At 69.3% G+C, this 16817-nt stretch carries 16 protein-coding genes and 1 pseudogene; 9 read left to right on the forward strand and 8 right to left on the reverse strand.

The window, feature by feature from the left end; genetic code table 11:
* The 3 genes from JG616_RS00745 to hemN all read right to left on the reverse strand — a co-directional run bounded on the left by JG616_RS00745 (position 1) and on the right by hemN (position 4607).
* Entirely contained in the window at positions 1–2325 is a 2325-nt protein-coding gene (locus JG616_RS00745) for a nitric-oxide reductase large subunit (protein WP_199391373.1), read from the reverse strand.
* 100 nt (positions 2326–2425) lie between these two features.
* Complete coding sequence (locus JG616_RS00750; protein ID WP_234446460.1) at positions 2426–3184, reverse strand: helix-turn-helix domain-containing protein; 759 nt, start codon at positions 3182–3184, stop codon at positions 2426–2428.
* Between the two features lie 19 nt (positions 3185–3203).
* Entirely contained in the window at positions 3204–4607 is a 1404-nt protein-coding gene (gene hemN / locus JG616_RS00755; RefSeq protein ID WP_199362064.1) for an oxygen-independent coproporphyrinogen III oxidase, read from the reverse strand.
* Between the two features lie 222 nt (positions 4608–4829).
* On the opposite strand from hemN, the gene JG616_RS00760 reads away from it, so the two are divergent.
* Complete coding sequence (locus JG616_RS00760) at positions 4830–5273, forward strand: DUF4124 domain-containing protein (protein ID WP_199391374.1); 444 nt, start codon at positions 4830–4832, stop codon at positions 5271–5273.
* A 67-nt stretch (positions 5274–5340) separates the two neighbouring features.
* Here the strand turns inward: JG616_RS00760 and JG616_RS00765 are convergent, their stop codons facing one another.
* A complete protein-coding gene (locus tag JG616_RS00765) occupies positions 5341–6513 on the reverse strand; it encodes a porin (RefSeq protein WP_199391375.1) in 1173 nt (390 codons plus the stop codon).
* A gap of 358 nt (positions 6514–6871) precedes the next feature.
* Between JG616_RS00765 and trxA the strand changes: the two are divergent.
* A pseudogene (gene trxA / locus JG616_RS00770) lies at positions 6872–7174 on the forward strand (thioredoxin); the annotation flags it as partial.
* Positions 7175–7291: 117 nt separating this feature from the next.
* Here trxA and JG616_RS00775 read toward each other — a convergent pair.
* The 3 genes from JG616_RS00775 to JG616_RS13560 all read right to left on the reverse strand — a co-directional run bounded on the left by JG616_RS00775 (position 7292) and on the right by JG616_RS13560 (position 10243).
* Positions 7292–7726, reverse strand: coding sequence for a YqaA family protein (locus JG616_RS00775; protein ID WP_199391376.1), 435 nt, complete (start codon positions 7724–7726; stop codon positions 7292–7294).
* Between the two features lie 87 nt (positions 7727–7813).
* Positions 7814–8929 carry a zinc-binding dehydrogenase gene (locus JG616_RS00780; RefSeq protein WP_199391377.1) on the reverse strand — a complete coding sequence of 372 codons (1116 nt, stop codon included), beginning with the start codon at positions 8927–8929 and terminating at the stop codon, positions 7814–7816.
* 627 nt (positions 8930–9556) lie between these two features.
* Positions 9557–10243 (reverse strand): hypothetical protein, encoded by a 687-nt coding sequence (locus JG616_RS13560; RefSeq protein ID WP_199362071.1) that lies wholly within the window; start codon positions 10241–10243, stop codon positions 9557–9559.
* Here JG616_RS13560 and JG616_RS00790 point away from each other — a divergent pair.
* The 5 genes from JG616_RS00790 to JG616_RS00810 all read left to right on the forward strand — a co-directional run bounded on the left by JG616_RS00790 (position 10184) and on the right by JG616_RS00810 (position 15081).
* The gene (locus tag JG616_RS00790) at positions 10184–11452 is read left to right on the forward strand and encodes an SDR family oxidoreductase (protein WP_343224953.1); all 1269 of its coding nucleotides are present in this window, start codon (positions 10184–10186) and stop codon (positions 11450–11452) included. The genes JG616_RS13560 and JG616_RS00790 overlap by 60 nt on opposite strands.
* A complete protein-coding gene (locus JG616_RS00795) occupies positions 11433–11909 on the forward strand; it encodes a DUF2269 domain-containing protein (RefSeq protein ID WP_199362073.1) in 477 nt (158 codons plus the stop codon). The genes JG616_RS00790 and JG616_RS00795 overlap by 20 nt, the downstream gene beginning before the upstream one ends.
* A gap of 62 nt (positions 11910–11971) precedes the next feature.
* Positions 11972–12646, forward strand: coding sequence for a trimeric intracellular cation channel family protein (locus JG616_RS00800; protein WP_199362074.1), 675 nt, complete (start codon positions 11972–11974; stop codon positions 12644–12646).
* A 12-nt stretch (positions 12647–12658) separates the two neighbouring features.
* On the forward strand, positions 12659–13090 hold the full coding sequence (locus JG616_RS00805) for a CopL family metal-binding regulatory protein (protein ID WP_199391379.1): 432 nt from the start codon (positions 12659–12661) through the stop codon (positions 13088–13090).
* 104 nt (positions 13091–13194) lie between these two features.
* A complete protein-coding gene (locus tag JG616_RS00810; RefSeq protein WP_199391380.1) occupies positions 13195–15081 on the forward strand; it encodes a copper resistance system multicopper oxidase in 1887 nt (628 codons plus the stop codon).
* On the opposite strand, the gene JG616_RS13565 is transcribed toward JG616_RS00810, so the two are convergent.
* Positions 15027–15410, reverse strand: coding sequence for a hypothetical protein (locus JG616_RS13565; protein ID WP_235972837.1), 384 nt, complete (start codon positions 15408–15410; stop codon positions 15027–15029). The genes JG616_RS00810 and JG616_RS13565 overlap by 55 nt on opposite strands.
* Positions 15411–15470: 60 nt before the next feature.
* Between JG616_RS13565 and JG616_RS13570 the strand changes: the two genes are divergently transcribed.
* Both JG616_RS13570 and JG616_RS00820 read left to right on the forward strand, forming a co-directional pair.
* A complete protein-coding gene (locus JG616_RS13570; RefSeq protein WP_234446458.1) occupies positions 15471–16187 on the forward strand; it encodes a copper resistance protein B in 717 nt (238 codons plus the stop codon).
* A gap of 25 nt (positions 16188–16212) precedes the next feature.
* On the forward strand, positions 16213–16800 hold the full coding sequence (locus JG616_RS00820) for a DUF411 domain-containing protein (RefSeq protein WP_199362078.1): 588 nt from the start codon (positions 16213–16215) through the stop codon (positions 16798–16800).
* Positions 16801–16817 lie beyond the last annotated feature (17 nt).

Below are 16817 nucleotides of genomic sequence, written 5' to 3' on the forward strand. Positions count from 1 at the left end.
TCAGGCCTGTTCCTTCGCCTCGACGCCCACGACGGGCTCGCGCCGCGGCACGACCCAGAGCCGCAGCACGAACCAGGCGAGGGCGACCGCGCCGATGCTGAAGATGGTGTCGCCGGGCACGCGCATCCACACCAGCAGGTCGACGATCGGCTGCTGCATGAACTCCGCCGAACGTGCGTAGGCATAGCCGTGCTCGATCGCCGCCAGCAGCTGCATGGTGCCCAGCGGCAGCAGGGTCAGCAGCGCCATCAGCGCCAGGCCGATGTTGAGGGCCCAGAACGACAGCTTCAGCGCGGCGGTATCCCAGACCATCTGGCCGCGCAGCCCGCGCAGGCAGAACAGCACCAGGGCGATGCCCAGCATCCCGTAGACCCCGAACATCGCCGTGTGGCCATGCAGCGGCGTCAGGTTCAGGCCCTGCATGTAGTAGAGCGACAGCGGCGGGTTGATCAGGAAGCCGAACAGGCCCGCGCCCACCAGGTTCCAGAACGAGACCGCGATGAAGAACATCACCGGCCAGCGGTAGCGCGCCATCCACGGCGTGGCCTTGCCGTACTTCCAGGTCTGGTAGGCCTCGAAACCGATGTAGGCCAGCGGCACCACTTCCAGCGCCGAGAAGCTCGCGCCCAGCGCCACTACCGCGGTCGGCGTGCCGACGAAGTACAGGTGGTGCAGGGTGCCCAGCACGCCGCCGGACATGAAGATGATCGTGGCGAACAGCACCGCGACCGTGGCCACCGAGACCTTGATCAGGCCCAGGCGGGTGAAGATCAGCGCCATCACCGCGGTCGCGAACACTTCGAAGAAGCCTTCGACCCACAGGTGCACCAGCCACCAGCGCCAGTACTCGACCTCGGAGATGTGCGTGTGCTCGCCCCACATCAGCGCCGAGGCGAAGAACATGCCGATCGCGGCCGTGGCCATGAACAGCAGGGCCACGATGTGGCGGGTCTCGTTCTTCCGGTCGCGCAGCACCGGCCACAGCGCCCGGCCCACCAGCGCGACCCACAGCAGCAGGCCGACGAACAGGTACCACTGCCAGAAGCGGCCCATGTCGGCGTATTCCCAGCCCTGGTGGCCCCACCAGAAGTTGTGCTCGAGGCCGAGCTTCTGCATCACCGCCAGCCACTGGCCGGCGAACGAGCCGACCACGATGATGATCAGCGAGACGAACAGGAAGTTGACCCCGAACCGCTGGAACCGGGGCTCGTGCCCGGACAGCATCGGCGCGATGTACAGGCCCGTGCCCAGCCAGGCGACCGCGATCCACAGCACCGCGAGTTGGGTGTGCCAGGTGCGCGAGAGCGAGTAGGGCAGGACCTCGGACAGCGCGAAGCCGTAGGCGTCCTGGCCCTCGACCTGGTAGTGGGCGGTGATCGCACCCAGCAGGATCTGCACCAGGAACAGCGCCAGCACCAGCCAGAAGTACTTGGCGACCGCGCGCATCGACGGCGTGAGCCGGGTGAGGGCGAACGGATCGCTGGCCGGGATGGCGTGGCCGCGGTCCTCGCCGTCATGCTCGCGCGCGTGGTGCCAGCCGAGCAGGCCGATGCCGGCGATCAGGAACAGCACGCTGAACGCCGACCAGACCCACAGCGGCGCCGCCGGGCGGTTGCCCACCAGCGGCTCGCTCGGCCAGTTGTTGGTGTAGGTGACCTGCTGCGGCACCACGCCGGCCTTGTCCGGGACCATGCCGTCGCCGGATTCCCGCGGGCGTTCGGTGGTGGCGGCCCAGGCGGTCCACCAGAAGAACGCGGTCATCGCCTGCCGGTGTTCCGGGGCGGCGATGGTGTCGTTCTTCATCGCATACGCTTCGCGCAGCTCCGCGGTGTCAGGCTCGCTGCCGAACAGGCTGACGTAGTGCGCGCCGACCTCGCGGATCGCCGTGACGCGGTCCGCGTGCAGGGTCACCGTGCCGGTGCCGGCGTCGTAGGTATTGGCCCGCATCATGTCCTGCAGGCGGCCCTGCAGCTGCGCGCGTTCGCCCGCGCCCATCGAGGCCCAGCTTTCGGCGCCGGCTTCGCGCGCCCAGGCGTCGAGGATCGCCACCGCTTCGCGATGCAGCCAGTCGGCGCTCCAGTCGGGAGCGACGTAGCCGCCGTGGCCCCAGATCGAGCCGAGCTGCATGCCGCCGATCGACTGCCAGACCTGCCGCCCGCGCTCGATGTCGGCGCGGGTGTAGACGACGCTGCCGTCTTCGGAGACCACCTGTTCCGGCACCGGCGGCGCGGCGCGGAAGATTTCCCCGCCTGCCCAGAGCAGGACGGCGAAGGATGACACGAGCAGAACGGCCAGGCCGATCCACAGCTTTCGATAGTTCCCCATGACGGGCTCCCGGTTTCGGTGCGCGCATGTTCCGTGAATGGATCCCCGGCCCTCCATGACGCAAGTCAAGCCGGCCACAGGCAGGCGTGCCGACGGGCGCTTACTGGTTCCAGAGCACCGGGGTGGCGAGCGCGGTGAGCCGCGGCTGGTCGGCGATCTCGAGCTCCCTGCGGTCGACGCGCAGCAGGCCGTCGGCCTGGAAGCGCTTCAGCACGCGGCTGACGGTCTCGGGCGCGAGCCGCAGGTAGTTGGCGATGTCGGTGCGCGCCATCGTCAGCTGGAAGCGATCGGGCGAGAAGCCGCGCGCGGCGAGCCGCCGCGACATCATCACCAGGAAGGCGGCCAGGCGCTCGTCGGCGGTCCAGTCGCCCGAAAGCAGGGCGGCGCGGCCGATGTCGCGGCTGAGCAGGCGGAACAGGTGCTGCTGCAGGCCGGGCAGGCGGCCGGCGAGGATCGAGATCTTGGGGAACGAGAACCGGCACAGCATCACCGTGTCCAGCGCCACGGCGTTGCAGGGATAGGTGTCGCCGTCGATGCCGTCGAGCCCGATCACTTCGCCCGGAAAATGGAAGCCGAGCACGTGCTCGCGGCCGCTGGGGTCGATGACATAGGTCTTGACCGTGCCGGCGCGCACCGCCGCGATCGCCTCGAAGGGATCGCCGACGCGGAACACGTGGTCGCCCGCGCGCAGGGGGCCGACGTGCTCGACCAGCATGTGCAGCTCGCCCAGCGCGGCCTTGTCCATGCCCTGGGACATGCAGGCCTGCGAGAACGCGCAGGTCGAACAGAAATGGAAGGCGTCGCCGTCGTCGGCCAGGATGCTGGGATCGACGCGCGGGAACGCGATCTTGTCTACCACGGGCGGGCCTCCCCAGGCGTCAGATGGCGCGGGAGAAGCGGGGCCGGCTGTCGGAATCGGCGGGGACGGGGGCGAGGTAGCGGTCGAAGCACATGGCAATGTTACGCAAGAGCAGCCGTCCGCGCGCGGTCACGCGGATCCGGTCGTGCTCGACGCGCACCAGGCCGTCCGCCTCGAGCGGCCGCAGCTTCTCCAGTCCCTCGGCGAAATAGTCCTTGAAGGTGATGGCGTGGCGCCGCTCCAGCGCGTGCATCGGGACCTCGCCCTGGCACATCAGCTGCTGGATCAGGTCGGCGCGGATCACGTCGTCCTCGTCGAGCTGCATGCCGCGGAACACCGGCAGGCGGCCCTCGTCGATCGCGAACTGCCAGGAGGGCAGGTCGCGCGGGTTCTGGCTGAAGGTGTCGCCGATGTGGCTGATCGCGCTCACGCCCATCCCGATGAGGTCGCTGTCGGCGTGGGTGGTGTAGCCCATGAAGTTGCGGTGCAGGCTGCCGCGCGCCTGGGCCATGGCCAGGGCATCGTCGGGCAGGGCGAAATGGTCCATGCCGATGTACTCGTAGCCGCCCGCGGAGAGCCTGGTGATCGCCAGCTCCAGCAGGCCGAGCTTCTGCTCCGCGCTCGGCAAGTCCTCGGCCCTGATCTGGTTCTGCGGGCGGAAGACCTCGGGCAGGTGCGCATAGCCATAGACCGCCAGGCGATCGGGGCGCATCTCCAGCACCGTGTCGAGCGTGCGCGCGAAGCCCTCCGGGTTCTGCTTCGGCAGGCCGTAGATCAGGTCGACGTTGACCGAGCGGAAGCCGTTTGCGCGGCAGGCCTCGACCACCGCGCGGGTTTCCTCCACCGACTGGATGCGGTTCACCGCCTCCTGCACCACCGGGTCGAAGTCCTGCACGCCGAAGCTGGCGCGGTTGAAGCCGATGCGGCCCAGCTCGGCGATGTCGGCGGGCGAGACGAAGCGCGGGTCGAGTTCGATCGAGATGTCGCTCTCTTCCGGGCGCGCGAAGTGGAACTGGCGGCGCAGGGCGTCGACCAGCTCGCCGATCTGCGCGGGATCCATGAAGTTCGGCGTGCCGCCGCCCAGGTGCAGCTGCACCACCTCGCGGTCGCGGTCGAACAGCGCCGCGGTCATGTCGATCTCGCGGTACAGGCGCGCGAGGTAGGTCTCGGCGCGCGACTTGTCGCGGGTGATGATGCGGTTGCAGCCACAGTAGAAGCAGGGGCTGACGCAGAACGGGACATGGACGTAGAGCGACAGCCGGCGCGGAATCGGATCGCCGTTGCTGGCGGCCGCCGCCTCGCGCAGCTGCACCTCGCCGAATCCGTTGCTGAACTGCGGCGCGGTGGGGTAGGAGGTGTAGCGCGGCCCCGGCCGGTCGTAACGGCGGAGCAGTTCGGCGTTGAAGGGCAGGGAAGCGTCCATGGGCAGGAATACTGCAACAGCTGCACCAGGCACGCCTTGACTCGCGTCAAGGCCTGCCGTGCCCGGGAGGTTCCCGACATGGGGGCGTCCGCCGGCCCGATGCCCGGGGCGTGCGGACCCGCACCCGCGTGCGTGCGCTGGCCTGATATTCGGGATTGCACCCACGGTCCAGGATGCCGGCTCCGCATCGCTGGCGCGCGGGAAACCGAGGGGGGAGGGCGGATGGAAACGCGTTCGAAGTGGAAGCCGGGCCGGGATGCGTTGGCGGTGGTTTTCTGCCTGATGTGCTGCGGCGCTCCCGCTGCCGCGCAGACGGTGCAGAAGTGCGTGGGTAGCGATGGACACGTGACCTTGACCAGTGAGGCCTGCGGGGCTGGCCAGCGGCTGGCCGCGCGCTATGACGCGGTCCCGGAACCGATGCCTGCCGCGGCATCGGCGACGGCGGCGGCCGGTCGGCAGGAGACGGACCGCCAGGGGCGGGGGGCCGTGCAAAGGACAGTCGCGAGGCGTGGCACCGGTCGTGCGACGGCAGGTTCGCGTCCCGGCGTGGATCGCTGCGAAGCGGCCCGCGCGCGGCGGGAGCGGACGCTGCAGCGCGTCGGTCTGAAGCGCACCTTCGACCTGCTGCGCAAGCTCGACGACGAGGTCCGGGCAGCCTGCCGCTGATGCGGTTGGCCGTGGACGCGGCGCATCCCGACGCCGGGGTTCGCCCGCCTGGTTGTTGCCTCGTCGCCTAGAACTTCCACGTCGCCCGCAGGTAGACGTCGTCGTCCCGGCGAGGGCGGGCGGCGCTGGCCGGCAGGTCGATCTCCTCGCGTCGACGGATACGCGCGTCGAACTGCCAGGCCTTGGACGCCTGCCAGACCCATCTTGCCTCGAGCAGTTCCTCGTTCGGCCGGAAGTCGCTGGACAGCAGCCAGCCATCGGCGACGCGGCCGTAGACGATCCCGACGTCGTGGTCGGGCCGCACGTCCATCAGGCTGAGGGAGGCCTGCCAGGACAGCGCATCGGCGGCACCGGTGCCGGAATTGACCGCTTCGCGGCGCGGCGTGTCCGGCGCCCAGCCGACCTCGCCACCCAGCCGCAACTTCGTGCCGCCCTGGCCCAGCGGCCATTCGGCGGCGGCCTTGGCGGTCAGCGCCAGATAGTCCTCGAGCGCCGGGTCGGCGAGGCCGTTCGTGCGCAGGGCCGACGGGAGCCAGGTCATCGTGACCATTCGCTGCACAAGGGGACCGACGGCGGTCTTCGATTCGACCGCCACGAACAGACCCGCACGCGAACTGTCGTCCGCGAAGTCCAGCGGTCGCCGCAGCGCCCCGGTGGGACCGCGGCGATCGTTGTGGCGCGCGATCACGTGCGTGGTCCAGTCATTGCCGCGCCATTGCCACCAGATGCCGTCGGTCCAGGTGATGTCGAAGTTGGTGCTGTCGTTCTGGTCCAGCGACTTCTTCATGATGTCGTCGAGGCCGAATGCCGCCTGGAAGCGGCCGAGGCGCAGGCTCCAGGGCGACTCCGCCGGCCGGTATTCGAGGTAGGCCTCGTCGATGGTCGCCTGGCCGTCCTCGAGCCCCGCGGGGCCGGGAGCCCAGGTCCGCATCCAGAACTCCTCGTCGTCCTGTTCGCTGTCCAGGCGCGCGGCCACGCGGCCGCTGGCGTGCCAGCCGCCGCCGAGCGCGCCAGCCACGCGCAAGCGCGCCCGTGCGCGGACGCTGTCCGCGTCGGTGGTGGCGCCGCTGCGGGCGCGCGTTTCAGAGGCGACGTAGCCGAAGCGGATGTCGCCGCTGGTCTGCCTCGCGTCGCTGGCCTGTACGCCGGCGGCGACCACCATCAGGGCGGCTGCCAAAGGAAGGCGGATGGCGTTGGCACGCAGGGTGTGCGTCAAGCGGATGCCGGGAACAGTGCGCATCGGATCTCTCCGTCACCGGTTGCGGAGTGCGGGATTCACGCGGTTACGGTGCCTCAGGTGCCGGTGGGAATACCTTGATGCAGGTCAACGCAGGGGTCTGGTGTGATCCTGTCCAGTTGGGGATGGTGGGGATAAGCATGAGGACGGCAGGTACCGACAGCGCCAGCTCCCGCCATCGACGCCGCTGGCAACCAGCCTCTGAATTACATAATGTGCATTATGCGAAGTTCCGTTTCTGGGCTGGAGCCCGGAGTCCCCATCGATTTGCACGGCTGATCTCCATCGCGCACATTCAGAAGACGCGAGATGTTACCCCCAAGCAACCCGCTGCAACCGGAGGCCGGGGCTCGATGCGGGCAACTTCGACCTGCACGCCACGCGCTCGGACCTCCCGCTGCTGGTGGATTTCTGGGCACCCTGGTGCGGGCCGTGCCGGATGATGGCGCCGCACTTCGAGGCCGCCGCCGCGCAGCTGGAACCACGGATGCGCTTGGGAAAGCTCGATACCCAGGCCGAACCCGCGCTCGGCACCCGCTTCGGCATCAGCAGCATTCCGACGCTGGCGCTGTTCCAGGGCGGCCGCGAAATCGCGCGCACGTCCGGTGCGATGCAGGCGGCGGACATCGTGCGTTGGGCCACTACGCAGCAGGCGCGCCCTTGAAGCACCTCGCCATCCCGGGCAACGGCCGCCCTCCTCCGCTCAGGTCGCTTGCGAGCCTCCTCGTCCATCATGTGACATGCAGATGCGATTTCCTGAGGCTCAGCACCCCTGAGGCGGTCAACGCGCACCCAGGACAACCACCGCCAATGCGATGTACCGCCCCACCTTGGCGATCGTGACCAACACCAGGAAGGTTGGCAGGGGCTCGCGCATGACACCGGCGACGACCGTCAGCGGATCACCCACCACCGGCACCCAGCTGAGAAGCAGCGACCATTTCCCGTAACGCCGGTACCAGCCGCGCGCCCGGTCGAGCTGGGCCTCGTTGGCCGGGAACCAGCGCCGATGCCTGAAGCGCTCCACCTGGCGCCCGATGCCCCAGTTCACGGTGGAGCCCAGCACGTTGCCGACGCCCGCAATGGCGATCAGCAACGCTGGCGCGTAATCCGCCATCAACAGTCCGGTGAGGAGGGCCTCCGACTGGAGCGGCAGCAGCGTCGCGGCCCCGAACGCGACGAAAAACAGCGCGGCATGGACAGCTAGATCCGACATCAGTCGAGCCGTGGGTCAATCCGACCGCGACTTCTCATTGCCGCGGCTTGGAGGTCATGCGCCGCATCGCCCCGTCGGGCGGTATGGTCACAGTGACGGGTCGATCAGGTACTTCTCGCCGGTCGACTTCCGTTCGTAAGCGGCCAGGATCTCTGGCTGGAGCGCATCGCCAAGGCTGATGGTCTTCGTATAGTGGCTGGCGAACGTCGTCCTGAGCTCGTCCACGACGCGTTGACGCATCCGCCCCACGACTTCCCTGCCCGCCTTCTGCAGGAACGGGGAGAGCAGCCATCCGCCAACGTTCCAGGCAAAGCCGAACGTCCGATCGATCATGGTCGGTCCCGTGTCCAGGGCACCGTAGATATAGACCTGCTTGGGCACGTCCGATCCGTAAGGGCTGTAGGTAGCGCCGCTGCGGCTGGCGGCTGTCTCCATCGCCTGGAGGATCTGGCCGGCCAGCTTTCCGCCACCAATGGCGTCGAAGCCGATCGTGGCGCCCGTTTCAGCGATCGCTTCCGTCAGCTCGGCCTGGAAGCCGGGCGACGTGCTGTCCACGATGTGGCGAGCGCCGATCCCGCGGAGAATCGCCGCCTGCGCGCTGCTGCGCACGATGTTGACGAGCCCGATTCCGTCCGCAAGGCAGATCCTGTTGAGCATCTGGCCCAGGTTCGAAGCGGCGGCGGTGTGCACGATGGCCTTGTGCCCTTCGGCCTTCATCGTCTCGGTGAAGCCAAGCGCAGTCAGCGGATTGACGAACATCGACGCTCCTTCCGCCACATCCACGTCATCGGGCAGCAGGATGCAGTCCTGCGCCCGCAGTTTGCGCAGCTGCGTGTACATTCCGCCGCCCAGCATGCCGACCTTTTTCCCGAGGAAGTGCTGCACATCGCGGCCCGCCTTGACGACGGTGCCTGCGCCTTCGTTCCCGACCGGCAGCGACCGATCCAGCCGGGCGCGGATGGCCGCGAGGCGCTGCTGCGGAATCTCGGCGACCAGGACCGGTCGCTCCGGCGTGCCTTCGGCGCGGACGGTCGATACCTCGGCAGGCCCGAGCAGAAGCCCGAGGTCCGACGGATTGATGGGCGTGGCCTCGACCCGCACCACCAGTTCCTCCGGGCCGGGCTTATCGAGGGTGACAGTCTCCAGGCTCAGGCGGAGCTGTCCGCCGGATGTCGCCAGCGCTCGCAATTCCAGTCCACTCATCTCTTTATCCATCTCGGGCCCTCATGTGGGTTGTTTGATGTTGAACACCTGCAGCGTCGACGTGGCCGTCTCACAGAGGTGGCCGTCGCCGTCACGCAGCGTCGCCTCGGCGACCGCGTAGCGGGCGCCAGTGCGGCGTTTCGAGGGTCTAGAGCTGGAACCAAACCGTCGTGAAGCACTCAGCGACGAACGTTTCGCACATCGCATGCGTTGGCCTGCAAGGCGGCACTGCGCTGAGATTGTTCAATCGAGGAATTTCCACGTATCTGCACCATCGAAGCGCCTTACGGCCACTGACGCAAGGACTGTCGGCTCGAAGTTGCGCAGGTTGACCCCATGTCGGGCGCCAGGCGTGGCGTCAACTGGCTCCCAGTGAGTGAATACGCCGCACACCTTGCACCGCACGTTCCTCATGGTCCGGTCACCCCAGACATAGTCATCCGTGTTCTCTGGATGGCCTTGAATGGACACCGTGCCCAGCTCGTAATAGGCGCATATGACTCCTGATCGACGACAGAGCGAGCAGTTGCAGCTCGTGGCCTCGCTCGGCGCGAATGGGAGGGTGAGTCGAACTGCGCCGCAGTGACAGGAGCCTTCAAGCGATGGTGTTAACGGTTCCCCACTCATCTACGGCAGCCTCGTGCGAGGTGGCACTGCGCGATCCGGCACGCAGAGCGCGACCTCCCGGCCAACGCGCAGCTCGACGCTCTGAAGGTCCTCGAAGCTGATGGTTCCCGCGTCCCTCTCTCCCATCGCCCCACCACCGCCACGGCCACTGCACGCCCGACGTGATCCGCTGTGCGCTCCAACGGAGCCTGCAATGAACAGCCCCAGTCCGAACATGCCGTATGCCGCCAGCATGCCGGCGGGCCCGATCCGGTGCTCGAAGCCAGGGCTGAGCCGCCGGGAGACGACGTGATAGTCGACGACGTACGCCCCCAGGGCCACGGCCGCCGCGCGCAGCGCACGGCCGCGGGGTCCGGCGCGGCGCGGCTGCAGGCTTTCGTACACGCCGCCCCACAGCAGCGAACTGGCGTGATGTACGCCGTAGCCGGCCACGGTGTAGCGCAGCGAGGGCTCGTCGACATGGCGGGCACGCGGATACCAGAACCACTGGCTGGCCGCGTTGGTGCCGGCGGCGGCGTGTCCGCTGCGCCGCCGGCTGAAGACCGACACGGCCACGGTGGACAGCAGGCTGGCCAGGCTGCCCGAGGCCAGCATGCGTCGCGCGAAGCGGGCGGGCTCCGGGTGCTGGTGCTGGGTGGTGGCCTGGTTGGCGGCGCCCTGGCTGGGCAACTTGCGCTGCGGGGTCATGGCGTCCTCCTGGCGACGCGCAGTGGCCGCGCGCGGGACGGCCTGGGTGCAATCGCGCTGGACCTCACCGCCCTGCCCGGCGAAACCGCCCTGCTCGAAGCGCTGCGCGGCGTCGACGTGGTGGTGAACACCGTCGGCATCTTCCTCGAGTCAGGACAGCAGGGCTTCGATGCAGTCCACGTGAACGGTCCACGCGTCCTGCTCGAGGCGGCCCGGGCTGCCGGAGTCCGTCGCTGGATCCAGCTGTCGGCCCTGGGTGCCGATGCGGGATCGGCCCTGCCCTATTTCGCCAGCAAGGGGAAGATGGACGCCCTGCTGCTGTCGACCCAAGGCGTGGAGACCGCGGTGGTGCGTCCTTCGCTGGTGTTCGCCCCGGAGGGCACCAGTACGCGCTGGTTCGCACAGCTGGCCAGCCTGCCGGTGACGCCACTCCCGGGCGCCGGCAACCAGCTCGTCCAGCCGCTGCACCTGGATGACCTGCTGGGGGCGCTGGTCGCCCTCGTCGAACGCGACCAGGTGCCCGTGATGTTGGATGCGGTAGGTCCCCGCCCACTTCCGCTGCGCGACTACCTGCAGGTGTTCAAGCGCGCGATGCGCACCGGCGGGACATTCCTGCATATGCCCATGGCCCCGCTGCGCCGGTTGGCCGCGCTTGCACCGCGTCTGGGGCCCGCCCCGTTCGACGCCGACGCGATGTCGATGCTGGAGGCAGGTAACACCGCCGATCCTGCGCCGTTCCATCACTGGCTCGGGCGCACCCCTCGCGATCCTGATTCCTTCGTGCCGCCAGCCCAGGGCAGCGCCATGGCGAACCGCGCGATCTTGGGGTGGACGATCCCCGCGATGCGCGTGGCGCTGGCGGCGATGTGGCTGGCCACGGCGGTGGTTTCGCTGTGGGTCTATCCGCGCGCCGACAGCCTGGCGATGCTGGCCCAGGTCGGGCTGCACGGCGCGGTGGCAGTGGCGGCCCTGTGGGCCGGAGCGCTGGCCGACCTGGCGCTGGGCATCGGCATGCTCGTGCGCCGATTCCGCACCCTGGCCTACGCCGGCCAGCTGCTGCTGGTGGCGGCCTACACACTGATCATCAGCATCTGGCTGCCGGAGCAGTGGGCCCATCCCTTCGGTCCGGTGCTGAAGAACCTGCCGCTCCTGGCCATGATCCTCGCCCTCCTGATGCTGGACCGGACCCATGGACCTGATCCTCGTTAAATACCTGCACGTGCTGTCGTCGACGCTGCTCTTCGGCACCGGCGTCGGCACCGCGTTCTACCTGCTGTTCGTCAGCCTGACGCGGGACGTGCATGCGATCGCGGTGGTCGCGCGCTACGTGGTGGTCGCGGACTGGATCTTCACCGCGACGACGATCGTCATCCAGCCGGTGACCGGGTTCTGGCTCGCCCACCAGATCGGCTACCCGCTGACCGAGCCCTGGCTGCTGTGGTCCACCGTCGCCTTCGTGCTCGCCGCGCTGTGCTGGCTGCCGGTGGTCTGGCTGCAGATGCGGCTGCGCGACATCGCCGTCGAGGCGGACGCAAGCGGCACGCCGCTTCCGCGGGGCTACGGCAGGATCCTGGCGATCTGGGTCGCGCTGGGCGTGCCGGCCCTGGTCTCGTTCCTGGCGATTTTCTACATGATGGTGGCCCGGCAGCTGCCCTTCGCCGGGTGACACGTCCCCGTTGAGCGGACGCCCCGCGCGCAGGCGCGGGGCTTTTGGCCAATACTCGCCGCATGCTTCCTCCCGATTTCCAGGGCTCACTCGAGTTCCACCGCACCCTGGTGCTCGTGCTGGACCTCTTCGGCACCTTCGCCTTCGCAGTCAGCGGCGCCACGGCGGCGGTGCGCCGGCGCCTGGACCTGTTCGGCGTGCTGGTGGTGTCGTTCGCAGCCTCGACCTTCGGCGGCATCAGCCGCGACGTGCTGATCGGCGACACCCCGCCGGCGGCCTTCGAGGACTGGCGCTATCTCGCGGTGGCGCTGGCCGCCGGCGTGGTGGCCTTCTACTGGTCGGCGTTGATCGAGCGCCTGCGCAATCCGGTGCGCCTGCTCGACGCCATCGGTCTGGCCTTCTTCGCGGTGGCCGGCACGCAGAAGGCCCTGGCGTTTGGGCTCAGTCCGGTCATGGCCGCGTTGATGGGCATGTTGACCGGCATCGGCGGCGGCATGGCGCGCGACATCCTGCTGGCCGACGTCCCGGCGGTGCTGCGTTCCGAACTCTATGCCGTCGCGGCCTTGGCCGGCGCCGGCATCGTGGTGGCCGGGCACCTGCTGGGGCTGCCCGTGCTCGCCAGCGCGCTGGTGGCCGGACTGACCTGCTTCGGGCTGCGCATGGCGGCGCTGCGCTGGGGCTGGCGGCTGCCGGTGGCGCGCAGCCCTCAGTCATCTTCGGACGACGGTCCGAAGTAGAATTGCGGCATCGTGATACGTGCCCTGCCCCTGCGGATCCTGCTGATCCTCGCCCTGATGCTGGATGGCATCGGCGGCGCCGTGGCCGGCATGCTGGCCTCGCTTCCGGCGGAACCCGCGGCACTGTCGATGGCCGTCGGAGTCGACGAAGCGGTCGGCACGGCGGTCCAGGCGGGCACGGACGGTTGCCCCGGGCACGCGGTCGCTGCCCTGCCCTCGCACCAGGTCCCCCCGTCGTCAGACCCCGTTGGCCATGCCGGGGATGAAGAACCCTGCGACCAGAGCGCCGAATGCCGGCAGGCATGCATGCACGCCGCGGCGGCCGTCCCGGCGGCGCTCGCCCTCGGTGCCGCCCCGGCGCATGCGAGCCTGATCCTGCATCCGCTGGCCATCGGCCATCCGTCGCCGTCCCTGTCCAGTCCGATCCGGCCACCCATCGCCTGAAGGCCGCGCCCTCCGGTGCCGTCCCTGCGTCCCCTCCCGGGGGGCGATCCGATGACCTCCGACGCCCGCGCTGCCGTGGCGTTGGCCCGTGACCAGGATCTTCCATGCACGTTTCCCGCTTTCCGCGCTCCGGCGCGTCCATTCCGCGCCGGCGCTTTGTCCAGGGACTGGCCGGCGGCGGCGCCCTGGCGGCACTTGGCCTTGGCAGCCGGCCCGCGCTCGCGGTGCAGCCGCCGGTGCCCGTGCTGACAGGCAGCCGTTTCGACCTGTCGATTGGCCGCTCGCCGGCTGATTTCACCGGCCGCCCGCGCCTGGCCACCACGGTCAACGGCAGCCTCCCCGGTCCCACGCTGCGGATGCGCGAGGGCGACAACGTCCTGCTGCGCGTGGCCAACCGGCTGCGCCACGACTGGACGTCGATCCACTGGCATGGCCTGCTGCTGCCGGCCAACATGGACGGCGTGCCGGGCCTCAGCTTCGACGGCATCGCGCCTGGCGAAGCCTGGGAGTACCGCTTCGACATCCGCCAGTCGGGGACCTACTGGTATCACAGCCATTCGATGTTCCAGGAGCAGGCGGGCCTGTACGGCGCGCTGGTCATCGACCCGATCCAACCACCGCCCTACCACTTCGACCGCGAGCACGTGGTCCTGCTGTCGGACTGGACGGACATGGACCCGACGGCGCTGTTCCGGCGCATGAAGAAGGACGCGGGCTACGACAACTGGTACCGGCCGACGGTCGGTGACCTGGTGCGCCACGCCCGCGCGAACGGGGTCGGGCCGGCGCTGCGCGAGCGCGCGATGTGGGACCGGATGCGGATGACGCCCAGCGACATCTCCGACATCAACGGCCACACCTATACCTACCTGCTCAACGGCACCGCGCCCGCCGGAAACTGGACCGGCCTGTTCAGGCCCGGCGAACGCGTGCTGCTGCGCTTCATCAACGCGTCCGCAATGACCTATTTCGACGTGCGGATCCCGGGACTCGAGCTGACCGTCGTCGCGGCCGATGGCCAGTACATCCATCCGGTCACCGTGGACGAATTCCGGATCGCGGCGGCGGAGACCTTCGACGTGCTGGTCGAGCCCGCGGGCGCGGATGCCTTCGCCATCTTCGCCCAGGACTCGGGGCGCACGGGCTACGCCCGCGGAACGCTGGCGGTGCGCCATGGCCTCGTGCCGCCGGTGCCTGCCCTGGATCCACGCCCGCTGCTGACGATGGACGACATGGGGCACGGCGGGATGGACCATGGCGGGATGGACCATGGCGCGATGGATCACGGCGGAATGCAGCATGCGTCGACGGGATCCGCGCCGATGGATCACGCCGGGATGGACCACGGCGGAATGGATCACGCTGGAATGGATCACGCCGGAATGGATCACGCCGGAATGGATCACGTCGCCATGGGCCACGGCCCTGGCAAGCAGCCCGCTGACTCCTCCGCGCACGGCATGCAGCGCCACCCCGACAGTGAACGCGGCAATCCCCTCGTCGACATGCAGGCGATGTCGCTGGCACCGCGGCTCGAGGATCCCGGAGTCGGCCTTCGCGGCAACGGGCGCACCGTGCTCACCTATGGCGCGATGCGCAGCCTGTTCGACGATCCCGATGGCCGCGATCCGGGCCGCGAGGTGGAGTTGCACCTCACCGGCCACATGGAGAAGTTCGCCTGGTCCTTCGACGGCCTGTCGTTCATGGACGCCGAACCGCTGCGCATGCGCTACGGCGAGCGCCTGCGCGTCACCCTGGTCAATGACACGATGATGTCCCATCCCATCCACCTCCACGGCATGTGGAGCGACGTCGAGGACGCGGACGGCCGCTTCCAGCTGCGCAAGCACACCGTCGACATGCCGCCGGGCACCCGGCGCAGCTTCCGCGTGCGCGCCGATGCCCTCGGCCGCTGGGCCTTCCATTGCCACCTGCTCTACCACATGGAGGCGGGAATGATGCGCGAGGTGCGGGTGGAGGAAGGCGCATGAGCACCGGCCATCGCACGATCCTTGCGGCAGCGCTCGCACTCGCGCTGGCCGTTGTTCCGACCGGGCAGGTGGCAGCTCAGGTGCAGGGCTCCGACGCCGAACATGCGGCCCACGAGCACCACGCGGCGCACGACCACCATGTGCCGCACGACCACCATGCGCCGGACGACTACCATGCGCCGGACGACTACCATGCGCCGGACGACTACCACGCGGCGCCAACTCCGCCAGCCGGAAATGCGGGGCACGCAGGGCACGCGGGACATGCGGGACATGCGGGACAGGCTGGGCAAGCCGCGCACGGAGGGCGCGCAGGTCATGGCGGACATGCCACACACGCCGCACACGCCGCACACGCCGCACATGCCGGACATGCAGGACATGCGGACATGTCCCCGCTGACCCCGATCCCCGCCCTCACCGACGCCGACCGCGCCGCGGCCTTCCCCGCGGTGAGTCATCCGATGAGCCACGGCCCCGGCACGAACCACCTGCTGCTGTTCGAACGCCTCGAAGCCTGGGATGGCGACCACGGCGGCGGCCAGGCCTGGGAGGCCGAGGGCTGGATCGGTGGCGATACCCGCAGGCTGTGGCTGCGCTCGGAAGGTGAGCGCTCGGGTGGGCGCACCGGGGCGGCCAGCCTGGACCTGATGTACGGCCGCAGCGTGACCCCGTGGTGGGACCTGCTCGCGGGCGTCCGCCATGACTTTGCGCCCGGAGACGCGCAGGACTGGCTGGGCGTCGGCATCCAGGGCCTGGCGCCCTACCTGGTCGAGGTTTCGGCCACCGCCTGGTTCGGCGGATCGGGGCGCAGCATGCTCGAGCTCGAAGCCGGCTACGACCTGCTTCTGACCAACCGGCTCATACTCGAGACCTCCCTGGAGGCCACCGTCCATGGCAGGACCGACCCGGGCCGCGACGTCGGTTCAGGGCTGTCGACCGTCGAGGCCGGGCTGCGGCTGCGCTACGAGCTCCACCGCCGCTTCGCGCCGTATGTGGGCGTGACCCACGAACGCGATTTCGGCCAGACCGCACGGCTCGCCCGGGCCCGGGATGGTGCGAGTCGCGAGACCCACGTGGTCGCCGGCATCCGATTCTGGTTCTGATTCAATACATTGGAGAACATTCTTCATGAATTACAACAACAGCTTCCGCTCGCTGCTGGTCCTGGCCACCCTGTCGGGACTGCTGGCCTGCTCCCCCGCCACCAGTGCGCCGGCGGCGTCCGCAGACACCGCCGCCTCCGCGGACACCGTCACTCCCCGAACGCAACAGGGTCCGGGTGCGGCAGCTCCGGCAGCCCCGGCGCAGAGTCCCGTCCCGGCGAACGGGGACGCCCGCTCCCTGCTCGTCGTCCACAAGCACCCCAGCTGCGGCTGCTGCGGCCTGTGGATCGAGCACATGCGCGAAGCCGGCTTCCAGGTCCAGGTGCACGACCACGAGGACATGGGTCCGATCAAGGAGCGGGTCGGCGTGCCCTACGCGAAGGGCTCCTGCCACACCGCGGAAATCGACGGCTACTTCGTCGAGGGCCATGTGCCGGCGGCCGACGTGAAGCGCCTGCTCGCCGAGCGCCCCGAGGCGCGTGGACTCACCGTGCCGGGCATGCCGGCGGGTTCGCCCGGCATGGAGATGCCCGACGGCACGGTGCACCCCTACGCGGTTGAGCTGGTGGGCAACGACGGCAGCACCAGCGAGTACGCGCGCCACGGCGACTGAGGCGGCGCGTCCGTCGC

The organism is Luteimonas sp. MC1895, assembly GCF_016457215.1.
GTDB lineage: Bacteria > Pseudomonadota > Gammaproteobacteria > Xanthomonadales > Xanthomonadaceae > Luteimonas.

What these genes read in the sequence shown, in the direction of transcription:
- JG616_RS00780 (WP_199391377.1), bottom strand. Translation starts at nt 8,929, where the DNA reads ATGAGTGGACTGGAATTGCGAGCGCTGGCGACATCCGGCGGACAGCTC.
- JG616_RS00760 (WP_199391374.1), top strand. Translation starts at nt 4,830, where the DNA reads ATGGAAACGCGTTCGAAGTGGAAGCCGGGCCGGGATGCGTTGGCGGTG.
- JG616_RS00800 (WP_199362074.1), top strand. Translation starts at nt 11,972, where the DNA reads ATGCTTCCTCCCGATTTCCAGGGCTCACTCGAGTTCCACCGCACCCTG.
- JG616_RS13565 (WP_235972837.1), bottom strand. Translation starts at nt 15,410, where the DNA reads ATGTCCGCCATGACCTGCGCGCCCTCCGTGCGCGGCTTGCCCAGCCTG.
- JG616_RS00820 (WP_199362078.1), top strand. Translation starts at nt 16,213, where the DNA reads ATGAATTACAACAACAGCTTCCGCTCGCTGCTGGTCCTGGCCACCCTG.
- JG616_RS13570 (WP_234446458.1), top strand. Translation starts at nt 15,471, where the DNA reads ATGTCCCCGCTGACCCCGATCCCCGCCCTCACCGACGCCGACCGCGCC.
- JG616_RS00775 (WP_199391376.1), bottom strand. Translation starts at nt 7,726, where the DNA reads ATGTCGGATCTAGCTGTCCATGCCGCGCTGTTTTTCGTCGCGTTCGGG.
- JG616_RS00765 (WP_199391375.1), bottom strand. Translation starts at nt 6,513, where the DNA reads ATGCGCACTGTTCCCGGCATCCGCTTGACGCACACCCTGCGTGCCAAC.
- JG616_RS00795 (WP_199362073.1), top strand. Translation starts at nt 11,433, where the DNA reads ATGGACCTGATCCTCGTTAAATACCTGCACGTGCTGTCGTCGACGCTG.
- JG616_RS13560 (WP_199362071.1), bottom strand. Translation starts at nt 10,243, where the DNA reads ATGACCCCGCAGCGCAAGTTGCCCAGCCAGGGCGCCGCCAACCAGGCC.
- JG616_RS00745 (WP_199391373.1), bottom strand. Translation starts at nt 2,325, where the DNA reads ATGGGGAACTATCGAAAGCTGTGGATCGGCCTGGCCGTTCTGCTCGTG.
- hemN (WP_199362064.1), bottom strand. Translation starts at nt 4,607, where the DNA reads ATGGACGCTTCCCTGCCCTTCAACGCCGAACTGCTCCGCCGTTACGAC.
- JG616_RS00810 (WP_199391380.1), top strand. Translation starts at nt 13,195, where the DNA reads ATGCACGTTTCCCGCTTTCCGCGCTCCGGCGCGTCCATTCCGCGCCGG.